Source organism: uncultured Microbacterium sp. (genome assembly GCF_963521695.1).
Lineage (GTDB): Bacteria > Actinomycetota > Actinomycetes > Actinomycetales > Microbacteriaceae > Microbacterium.
Map to the genome: position 1 here is coordinate 1 of NZ_CAUQWC010000129.1, position 9,614 is coordinate 9,614.

The 9,614-nt window shown below is 70.2% G+C and carries 8 protein-coding genes; 1 reads left to right on the forward strand and 7 read right to left on the reverse strand.

Annotation, left to right across the window (positions count from 1 at the left end):
* From dapF to miaB, 3 genes are all read right to left on the reverse strand, one after another.
* Nucleotides 1-855: a diaminopimelate epimerase gene (gene dapF / locus RWP81_RS10490; protein WP_314455859.1), complete on the reverse strand. Its 855-nt coding sequence runs from the start codon at nt 853-855 to the stop codon at nt 1-3.
* Between the two features lie 94 nt (nt 856-949).
* Complete coding sequence (miaA, locus tag RWP81_RS10495) at nt 950-1,879, reverse strand: tRNA (adenosine(37)-N6)-dimethylallyltransferase MiaA (protein WP_314455861.1); 930 nt, start codon at nt 1,877-1,879, stop codon at nt 950-952.
* Nucleotides 1,876-3,423, reverse strand: coding sequence for a tRNA (N6-isopentenyl adenosine(37)-C2)-methylthiotransferase MiaB (gene miaB, locus RWP81_RS10500; protein ID WP_314455863.1), 1,548 nt, complete (start codon nt 3,421-3,423; stop codon nt 1,876-1,878). The genes miaA and miaB overlap by 4 nt, the downstream gene beginning before the upstream one ends.
* Nucleotides 3,424-3,581: 158 nt before the next feature.
* Here miaB and RWP81_RS10505 point away from each other — a divergent pair, with 158 nt between their 5' ends.
* Nucleotides 3,582-6,311 (forward strand): LuxR C-terminal-related transcriptional regulator, encoded by a 2,730-nt coding sequence (locus RWP81_RS10505; protein WP_314455866.1) that lies wholly within the window; start codon nt 3,582-3,584, stop codon nt 6,309-6,311.
* On the opposite strand, the gene RWP81_RS10510 is transcribed toward RWP81_RS10505, so the two are convergent.
* From RWP81_RS10510 to RWP81_RS10525, 4 genes are all read right to left on the reverse strand, one after another.
* Complete coding sequence (locus RWP81_RS10510; protein WP_314455868.1) at nt 6,295-6,795, reverse strand: regulatory protein RecX; 501 nt, start codon at nt 6,793-6,795, stop codon at nt 6,295-6,297. The two genes, RWP81_RS10505 and RWP81_RS10510, sit on opposite strands and share 17 nt — an antisense overlap.
* Before the next feature lie 446 nt (nt 6,796-7,241).
* Nucleotides 7,242-8,303, reverse strand: a complete 1,062-nt coding sequence (gene recA, locus RWP81_RS10515; RefSeq protein ID WP_314455870.1) for a recombinase RecA — start codon at nt 8,301-8,303, stop codon at nt 7,242-7,244.
* A 560-nt stretch (nt 8,304-8,863) separates the two neighbouring features.
* Nucleotides 8,864-9,088: a DUF3046 domain-containing protein gene (locus RWP81_RS10520; protein ID WP_314455872.1), complete on the reverse strand. Its 225-nt coding sequence runs from the start codon at nt 9,086-9,088 to the stop codon at nt 8,864-8,866.
* 12 nt (nt 9,089-9,100) lie between these two features.
* Nucleotides 9,101-9,409 carry a helix-turn-helix domain-containing protein gene (locus RWP81_RS10525; RefSeq protein ID WP_055957830.1) on the reverse strand — a complete coding sequence of 103 codons (309 nt, stop codon included), beginning with the start codon at nt 9,407-9,409 and terminating at the stop codon, nt 9,101-9,103.
* Nucleotides 9,410-9,614 lie beyond the last annotated feature (205 nt).

Sequence of the window (9,614 nt, forward strand, 5' to 3'; positions counted from 1 at the left end):
TCAGGCGAGCGCGACCTCGCCGGTGAAGACCAGGGACGCGGGACCCGACAGGAACACCCGCCCGCCGGACACGCGCACACCCAGCGTGCCGCCCGGGGTGTCGACCACCCAGTGGTCGGGGGCTGCCGGACCCGCCCAGTGCCGCACGGCGAGCGCGGCCGCAGCCACGCCGGTGCCGCAACTCAGTGTCTCTCCGACACCGCGCTCGAACACCCGCAGGCGGATCGCACCGACGCCGTCGCGCACGAGCGGATCAGCCGGCACGACGAACTCCACATTGGCGCCGTGCCGGGGAGCGGGATCGAGCACCGGCTGATACGCGAGATCGAGACCGTCGAGTTCGGCGTCGGACGACAGGGCGACGACCACGTGCGGGTTGCCCACGTCGATGCCGACGCCCGGGCGCGCCACCGACAGACCCTTGGCGCGGACGAGGGTCTCATCGGCCTCTACCGCGAAGGCCCCGAGGTCGACCTCGAAACCACGGTCGCTGCGCGTGAGCGTCTTGACCCCGGCGCGGGTGCCGATGCGCAGCCCCTCGTCGATCGACGCGAGACCGGTGTCGGTGAGATATCGCGCGAAGACGCGGGTGCCGTTGCCGCACATCTCGGCGATCGACCCGTCGGCGTTGCGGTAGTCCATGAACCACTCGGCGCCGGATGCCGCGGCATCCGCGCCCTCGACGATCGCCGTCGTGCGGACGACCCGCAGCAATCCGTCGGCGCCGATGCCGAAGTGACGGTCGCACAACACCGCGACCTGCGCGTCGGACAGGTCGAGTTCGCCGTCGGGATCGGCCACCACCACGAAGTCGTTGCCGGTGCCGTGGCCCTTGGTGAACGGGAGAGTCGCCATGCGTTCAGTCTACGGAGCCGCGCGCACCCTCTCCGTGCTCAGGCGACCCGGGACGGTCGGTGACGAGCGGACCGCCGCCTGCCTCGCTCGGCCGTCACGGGTACTCTCGCGTGCCGGATGCCAAGCCGACGGCATCCACGCTTCGCGCGTCGACCCATTCGGCTTCGGCGTAGCGCCGGAACCACGACACCTGGCGGCGGGCGTAACGCCGGGTGAGCGCCTGCGTCTCGGCGACGGCCTCCTCGCGCGTGAGCTCGCCGCGGAGCTGCCCGAGGGCCTGCGCGTAGCCGATCGCCCGCCCGGCGGTCACGCCCCGCTCGAGGCCGTCCGCGCGCAACGCCCGCACCTCGTCGACGAGGCCCTGCTTCCACATGCGCTCGACACGTGCATCGAGCATCGGCACGAGCTCATCTCGATCGATCGCGGTGGCGACGATGCGCGTGCGAGGATGCCAGAACTCTGGCGCGCTCGGAAGCGCGCCGCCGTGCGTCTCGCCGCCCTGAGCCAGCACCTCCAGGGCCCGCACCACGCGGCGTCCGTTTCGCGGGTCGATGCGATCGGCTGCGGCCGGGTCGGCGTCCCGCAGCCGCGCGTACAGTGCACCCGCCCCCGCGGCCTCCAGCTCCGCCTCCAGCTGTGCGCGCAGCGCCTCGTCGCGCGGGGGGAAGCGGAAGTCCCAGAGCACGCTCGAGACGTACAGGCCCGACCCCCCGACGAGGATGGCATCCGCGCCACGGTCGTGGATGTCGCCGATGGCCGTGCGGGCGGCATCCTGATACCAGGCGACCGCGGCCTCATCGGTCACCGCGAGCGCCTCGAAGAGGTGGTGCGGGATGCCACGGCGCTCGGCGAGAGGGATCTTGGCGGTGCCGATGTCCATGCCGCGATACAGCTGCATCGCGTCGGCGTTGACGATCTCGGCGCGGCGCCCGCGGGCGGCCAGCGCGTCGGCGAGGTCGAGCGAGAGGCCGGTCTTGCCGGTCCCCGTCGCACCGACGACCGCCCAGAGGACCGGCGCGGTCACACGCCGACGCGGAGGGTGGGAAGACCCAGCGATACTGCGCGCGGCACGTCACTTTCGCCGGCGGGCGCGGGCACGCCGCACGACTCGGCCTGCGAGCGGTCCCAGGCGTCTCCCGCGCGCGTGCGACGGATCCGCAGGGGCGCGCCGTCGGGCGAGTCGGCGAGCAGATGGAAGGGTGCCGCGTGCGTGACCGTCGCGGAGACCACGTCGCCGGGTCGTGGCACGGGTGAGCCGGCGGGCACCTCGACGTGCACGAGCCGGTTGTCTTCGGCGCGGCCGGTGAGGCGGTGGGTCTCGGCGTCCTTCTTGCCCTCGCCGGCGGAGATGAGGATCTCGAGGGTGCGACCGAGCTGCTTGCGGTTCTCTTCTGCGGCGATCCGGTCCTGCAGGGCGGTGAGCCGCTCGTAGCGTTCCTGCACGACGGCCTTCGGCACCTGGTCGGCCATCGTCGCCGCCGGCGTGCCCTCGCGGATGGAGTACTGGAAGGTGAAGGCGCTTGAAAAGCGAGAGGCTTCCACCACGCGCAGGGTCTCCTGGAAGTCCTCCTCGGTCTCGCCGGGGAAGCCGACGATGATGTCGGTCGTGATCGCCGCGTAGGGGATGCGCTCGCGCACACGGTCCAGGATGCCGAGGAACTTCTCGCTCCGGTACGACCGGCGCATCGCCTTGAGAATGCGGTCGGAGCCGGACTGCAACGGCATGTGCAGCTGCGGCATGACGGACGGGGTCTCCGCCATCGCGGCGATGACGTCGTCGGTGAAGGCTGCGGGGTGGGGACTCGTGAACCGGATGCGCTCGAGACCGTCGATCTCACCGGCGGCGCGCAGCAGCTTGCCGAACGCGAGACGGTCACCGAATTCGACGCCGTACGAATTCACGTTCTGGCCCAGCAGCGTGACCTCCATCGCGCCGTCGTCGACGAGCAGCCGGATCTCGTTGAGGATGTCGCCCGGGCGGCGGTCTTTCTCTTTGCCGCGCAGGCTCGGCACGATGCAGAACGTGCAGGTGTTGTTGCACCCCACCGAGATCGAGACCCAGCCGCTGTGGATCGAGTCGCGCTTGGTCGGGAGGGTGGAGGGGAAGATCTCCAGCGATTCGAGGATCTCGAGCTCGGCCTCGCCGTTGTGCCGCGCACGCTCGAGCATGCCGGGCAGCGACCCCATGTTGTGCGTGCCGAAGACGACGTCGACCCACGGGGCCTTCTGCTGCACGGCATCCTTGTCCATCTGGGCGAGACACCCGCCGACGGCGATCTGCATGCCCGCGTGCGCGTCTTTGCGCGACTTCAGGTGACCGAGGGTGCCGTACAGCTTGCCCGCCGCGTTGTCGCGGACGGCGCACGTGTTGATGACGACGACGTCGGCTTCGACGTCGGCATCGGCGCGCACGTATCCCGCGCTCTCCAACGAACCGGAAAGACGCTCGGAATCGTGCACGTTCATCTGGCATCCGAAGGTGCGGACTTCGTACGTGCGCGGACCCTGCGCGCCCTGGGCGGCGGAGGACGGCTCGATCAGCGTCGGGGAGGAAACGGGGGTGGTCATGATGCGTGCAAGTCTAAGCGGCCCGTTCTGGAGCCGCGCGGATCGCCAGGTCTCTGCCCGGGCCTCCGGTGGCGCGATCCGGGCATAAGCGTGCGTGCGCCGGACGTCCCGCGCGGGCCCGCGACGTTAGCGTTTATCAACGGGTGCCGGAGGGAAGCATGGACAGCGACCGAAGGAAGCTGCGCTCGGTGGAAGCGATCGGCGCGGATCGGGATGCAGGGGCGTGGGCGGCGCGCGTCCTGGATGGGGCCTCACTGGTCGTGGCGGGTCCCCGCGGAAGCGGCCGAAGCCATCTCTTGCGCGGGATCTCCGCGGAGATCGCGCGCCTCGGGGGTCGAGCCATCGTCCTGCACACCGCATCGGCTCTCACGCAGCAGCCGTTCGGCGCGGTCGACGCCGCCGCCGACCCCGCGCTCGGGATGCTGCGGACACCCTCGGACGACCACACGGTCATGGACGGCGTGCTCATCGTCGACGACATCGAGCTGCTCGACGCGGACTCGGCGCGGGCGATCGCCCGGTCCGTGGCCGCTCGGAGACTGACCGCTGTTCTCGCTCATCGCACCGCCCGTCCGCGGGATGTCGAGGCGCCCGACGACGCGGGCGGAGCGCGTCGCGGCCTGAGGGACCTCTGGGTCGAGGGATTGGCGCGACGCGTCGATCTCACCGAACTGGACGACGAGGATGCGTTCCGACTCATCGACGTGTTCCCCGGAGCCGGGCTCCTCGACAGCCCCACCCGCGCGGCGCTCGTGTGGCGCGCCGACCGCTCCAGGGCACTCCTGCGACGTCTCGTCCTGCACGCCATCGCGGACGCGCGAGTTGGTCGCGATCCGCTGGAGGCGTTCCGCACGATCGCCCCTCATAGTCGACTCGCCATCGCGCTCGAACGGCACATGTCCGAGATGCCCGCAGAAGATCTCGAGAGCCTCGCCGGCATCCGCCGCCTCCCTCATCTCGAGACGGCCGTGGCGACCCGGTTCTTCGAGGTCCACAGCCTCCACGCGCTCATCGCGCGCGGGCTCCTTCACGCGGATCCCTCGCCCGAGCGTCGCCTCACCGCGAACGACCTGATCGCTCAGGAGGCGCAACGCCGGCTCGGCGTCTCCCGAGTCGACGCCCTCGTCGATGCTGCGGGTCGACGGATGCTCGCGGAGTCCGACGAGTGGTGGAGTTCCGCCGTCGCCGTCACGGTCGCGCAGCGCTGGCATCGTCTCGGGCCGGAGCTCTCGGGCGAGGCCGCTCATCCCCCGGCGGTCCGGGCGCGCATCGCCCTGGATGCCGCGCGCGAGGCGAATGATCGCGGCGACGCCGCACACGCCGCCGCATACGCGGCGCGGGGGCTGAGGTCGGCGGACGTCCCGGCGCTTCGACTCGAAGCCGAGCTCGCCGCCCGCGCTCGCGTCCCGGTCGGCGTGGGCGAGACCGACGACGGTGGTGACATCGAGATGCGCCGTCGGATGACCCGGGGCGACGCCTCGGATGAAGGGCACGACTGGCGTGGAGAAACCTCTCACGACCGGGCTCTCGCGGAATCCCGCGTCGATGATCTGCTCGCACAAGCATCGCGCGCAGGAGCGCGACTGGAGTGGACCGCCGCTGCCGAGGCCGCGGGACGTGCCGCGGCGGAGGTGTCGGCGGCACCGGCGGCACGCCTGCGCGCCCTCGTGGCGGCGGGCACGGCCGAGGCCATCGCCGGCTGCTGGCGGCGCGCGCGAGCTTGCTATCGCGCTGCGGAGCGCATGCTCGACTCGCGATACGTCGACGACGGGCTCCTTGCACGCGACCGGCTCACGGCTCTCATCTCGATGCTGGCGGGTCACCAGATCGCCGGAGCCGACGGAGCCGTCGTGCACGCCCGCCTCGAACGCGAGCTGGCGAGGACCGCGCGTGAGGGCGACGGGGCGGAGCTGAGCCTGGCGGGCGCGGCGGCCGCGATCGCTTTCGCCGGAGCAGGGCGGGCCGTCGAGTCACGCCGTGAGTTGGCGTCGGCGATGTCGCGCACGCCGTCGGCCGTCGCCGATCTCGATACGACGATGATCGAACTGAGCGTCGCGGAGGAACTCGCCTTGGCCGGCAGGTTCGACGACGCTCGCGCGATCGTCATGCGTCTGGACGACCGCGGCATCCCCCTGCTGCGTCGGAGCAGCCTTTACGTGCAGACGACCATCCTCGCGGCAGAGGGACGCCACGACGCCGCCCGCGTCGCAGCGCGCGGTGCGGCGGAGCTGACACGAGGACGCTCCGCGGCGGCCCTGCGCATCCGCGACCTGTTCCGACTGACCGCTTTGGGGGCCGCGAGCGAGGACGAGGTCGACGAGCTCGTTCAACTCGCCGCGACGACCGACCTGCCTCTCGCGGCCGAAGCGGTCCGTCGCGCGTCGGCGCGATCGACCGTCGAGGAGGAACTCCCGGTCGACGAACTCCGCCTGCATGCGCTGTGGTCGACGCGTGACGTGCGCCGACAACAACCCGACGCCGTGATCGATTTCCCCCGCCCGCCGGAGATCGGCGCGGCGACGGCCGAACTGACCGCGCGCGAGCACGAGATCGCGTTGATGGCCGACGAGGGGCTCACGAACCGCGAGATCGCGACGCGGCTGTTCCTGTCGGTGCGGACGGTGGAGTCGCACATCTATCAGGCGCGCGCCAAGGTGGGTGCCGCCTCCCGCAGGGAGTTGGGGCGCATGGTGGCCGCTGAGGCCGAGCGGAAGCGGACGACGACGCAGCCGACGGCCGCCGCTGACGAGGGCGGCGACAAGAACGTCGGGTCCCCCGCTACCGAGCGGACGACGGCGCTCCCCGCCCGCCGGGACGGCAGCACACCTCACTCGTCGGGAGTGAAGCCGCCCGCCGGGGCGGCGACACACCTCACTCGTCGGGAGTGAAACGCACGCCTGAGGCAGGACGGGCGACTGGACGCGACCGGCCGATGCCCGCTTCCGCCAGGGCGGAGCGGGCTGCTGTCAGAGCGACCGAAGAGGGATAACCGCGACGGCCCAGTTGTCCTGCCAGGCGACGGAGCGCCGCTTCATACTCCACACCTTCGACCGCGCGCACCTTCGACCGGGCGAACTCGAGTGCACGCTCGGCGTCATCATCGGGCAGCGCCGCGAGTGCCGCCTCCGCGACGTCTCGCGGGATGCCGCGCTTGCGCAGCGTCTCGGCCACAGCGCGGCGACCCTCTCCCCGCTTCTCGACGGCCGACATCGCCAGTTGCTCGGCGAACGTCGTGTCATCGAGATAACCGAGGTCCACGAAGTGGTCGACGATCTCGTCCGCCAGGACGTCGTCGGCACCCTCCGTGCCACGCACCACCCCTCGGGCTTCGGAGAGCGACAACGACCTCGACCGCAGCTTGCGCAGGAGCACGGCCTCGGCGTGCTGACGTATCTCGTCCGCCGCAGTGACAGCGTCGCCGCCGGCTCGCGCATCGCCGTGCGGAGGATCCGACTCTGCCGGCGCAGCGCTGTGCCCGGTCACGTCGTCTGCCCCTCCGAGATCTCGGAGGGGCCGCAGGCGAGGACGCCTCGCGACCTGCCCGCCCGAGGCATCGGCGACGTCTGCGGACGCATCACCGGCTTGCCGCCCGAGCGATGGGTGCGCGGAGGACGACCGCTCCCGGGAACCGAAGAGGGGGATGACCGGCGCGAGGGCATCATCGGCCGTACGTGGCAGACCACGAAGAGTCCGCCCGCGTTGATCGGGTCCACCCGACGCTCCGCCGGTCCCGTGGACGTCACGCGCTCCGTTGGTCCCCTGGTCGTCGCCCGCTCCGTAGAACGGGCGACGACCCGAACCGTCACCGTCGTCTGTCATCACGCCGGGCGACGTGCAGCCAGCTCGTCGTCCGCGGGAGCGGCCTCGACAGCAGCAACGGGAGCCACGCCGATGCCCAGCTTGGTCTTGATCTTCGTCTCGATCTCGGAGGCGATGTCAGGGTTCTTGATGAGGAAGTTGCGGGCGTTCTCTTTGCCCTGGCCGAGCTGCTCGCCGTCGTAGGTGTACCACGCGCCGGACTTCTTGACGATGCCGTGCTCGACGCCGAAGTCGATCAGGCTGCCTTCTCGGGAAATGCCGACTCCGTAGATGATGTCGAATTCGGCCTGCTTGAAGGGCGGGGCCATCTTGTTCTTGACGACCTTGACGCGGGTACGGTTGCCCACTGCCTCGGTGCCGTCCTTCAGAGTCTCGATACGGCGGATGTCGAGACGGACCGACGCATAGAACTTGAGCGCCTTTCCGCCGGCGGTGGTCTCGGGCGAGCCGAAGAACACGCCGATCTTCTCGCGGAGCTGGTTGATGAAGATCGCCGTCGTCTTGGTGTTGCTCAGACCGCCGGTGAGCTTGCGAAGGGCTTGCGACATGAGGCGGGCCTGCAGACCGACGTGGGAGTCACCCATCTCGCCCTTGATCTCGGCCTCGGGAACGAGCGCCGCGACGGAGTCGATGACGACGAGGTCGATGGCGCCCGAACGAATCAGCATGTCGGCGATCTCGAGCGCCTGCTCGCCGGTGTCGGGCTGCGACACGAGGAGGGCATCGATGTCGACGCCGAGCTTCTTGGCGTACTCGGGGTCGAGTGCGTGCTCGGCATCGATGAACGCCGCGATGCCGCCGGCGCGCTGCGCATTGGCGATGGCGTGCAGGGTCAAGGTCGTCTTACCCGACGACTCCGGCCCGTAGATCTCGATGATGCGACCGCGCGGAAGCCCGCCGATCCCCAGCGCGGCGTCGAGGGCGATGGATCCGGTGGGGATGGTCTCGATCGGGGCGCGTTCGTCGCTGCCCAGTCGCATGACCGAGCCTTTTCCGAATTGACGGTCGATCTGGGCGAGGGCCGACTCGAGGGCCTTCTCGCGCTCTGCGGGTGAGGGCATGACATCTTCTTTCTGCTCGCGTTCCGGTCGCCTATAGGCTGTCGTGCCTCCCACCGACGGTGGGTCAGTCCGACAAGGCGTTCAGGTGTCGTTCGACGTTCTCCACGTTAGGGAGGGCCTCCGACATTGGTGTCGGAACGCCGCCTGTCTGGGGACGAACACGTCACTTTCCCTGCTGTGAAGGAGCCTACGCCTGGCTCGAACGTAGTTTCGAGGACACGCCGGGAAATTATGTACGAATGTTCCGGGCCCGGCTGCGACGGCTGACATCCCGAGTCCGACGCGCGTGCACGCGACTGCACACCGACGACAGACGTCGCGCTACGAACGCCCGCTGCGGCGTCAGCCGACGGGCACCACGACACCGCAGCCGGCCGACGGGTACACCGCCGCGGCTCCACTGTTCATGCCACCGGCGCGCCCCGCACGGCGATCACGTGACTCGCGCACCCGCTGCCGCTCGAAGCCTCCCGGACGCACCGCCGCGCGAGACCTCGCGCCGCGGGTTCACCCTCCACGGCCTGCAGCAGCTCGGTGGTTGTCGGACGCCTACGAATCGATCAGGAACGACGCGGCTCCAGCCGGCCGACGCCGTATCGGCGATCGTCGGGCACGTCGGTCTCTTCGCAGAGCGCCAACCAGACCTCGCGCGGATCGACGCCCGCCGCCAGGGCGTCAATGCTGGTCCGACCGCCCACGGCGGAGAGGACCAGATCGCTCAACAGCGACCCGCCGCGCACGCCGAATTCGTCGGCGACGGCGCGATCGAATTCGCTACGACGCATGCTCGAGACGGATCAGCGCAGCGACAGCTCGGGCTCGACCGACGCGACGAGCTCATCGGGCACCACGTCGGGGAAGGTCTGCAGGCCCTCGAGCACCGAAAGGCGATCGCCGACCTGTCGCATGATGGTCGAGATCGGAACGTCGAGGGCCTCGGCCACGGAGGCAAGGATCTCGCTGGACGCCTCTTTCTGACCGCGCTCGACCTCGCTGAGGTAGCCGAGGGCCACGCTCGCGCGGCTGGCCACCTGGCGGAGGGTGCGCCCCTTCTGCTGGCGGAGGTCACGCAGGACTTCGCCGATCTCTTGACGAACCAGGATCATTTGGGGGCCCTCCTCACTGCTGATTCCGTCGTTGCCCGAGTGGACAACTGTGAAACACCGTCTGTGGTCACCCTAATGCCGCGCGCTGTGCACCGGATGGGAATCGCTGGACGAAACCAGGATGTGCGATCATTTGTTCCCGCGATCCGTCTCGGCGAGATGTCGGCCCCGGATCACCGCGTCGCCACCGCATCACAGCGCGGCC

What these genes read in the sequence shown, in the direction of transcription:
- dapF (WP_314455859.1), bottom strand. Translation starts at nt 855, where the DNA reads ATGGCGACTCTCCCGTTCACCAAGGGCCACGGCACCGGCAACGACTTC.
- miaB (WP_314455863.1), bottom strand. Translation starts at nt 3,423, where the DNA reads ATGACCACCCCCGTTTCCTCCCCGACGCTGATCGAGCCGTCCTCCGCC.
- RWP81_RS10505 (WP_314455866.1), top strand. Translation starts at nt 3,582, where the DNA reads ATGGACAGCGACCGAAGGAAGCTGCGCTCGGTGGAAGCGATCGGCGCG.
- recA (WP_314455870.1), bottom strand. Translation starts at nt 8,303, where the DNA reads ATGCCCTCACCCGCAGAGCGCGAGAAGGCCCTCGAGTCGGCCCTCGCC.
- RWP81_RS10520 (WP_314455872.1), bottom strand. Translation starts at nt 9,088, where the DNA reads ATGCGTCGTAGCGAATTCGATCGCGCCGTCGCCGACGAATTCGGCGTG.
- RWP81_RS10525 (WP_055957830.1), bottom strand. Translation starts at nt 9,409, where the DNA reads ATGATCCTGGTTCGTCAAGAGATCGGCGAAGTCCTGCGTGACCTCCGC.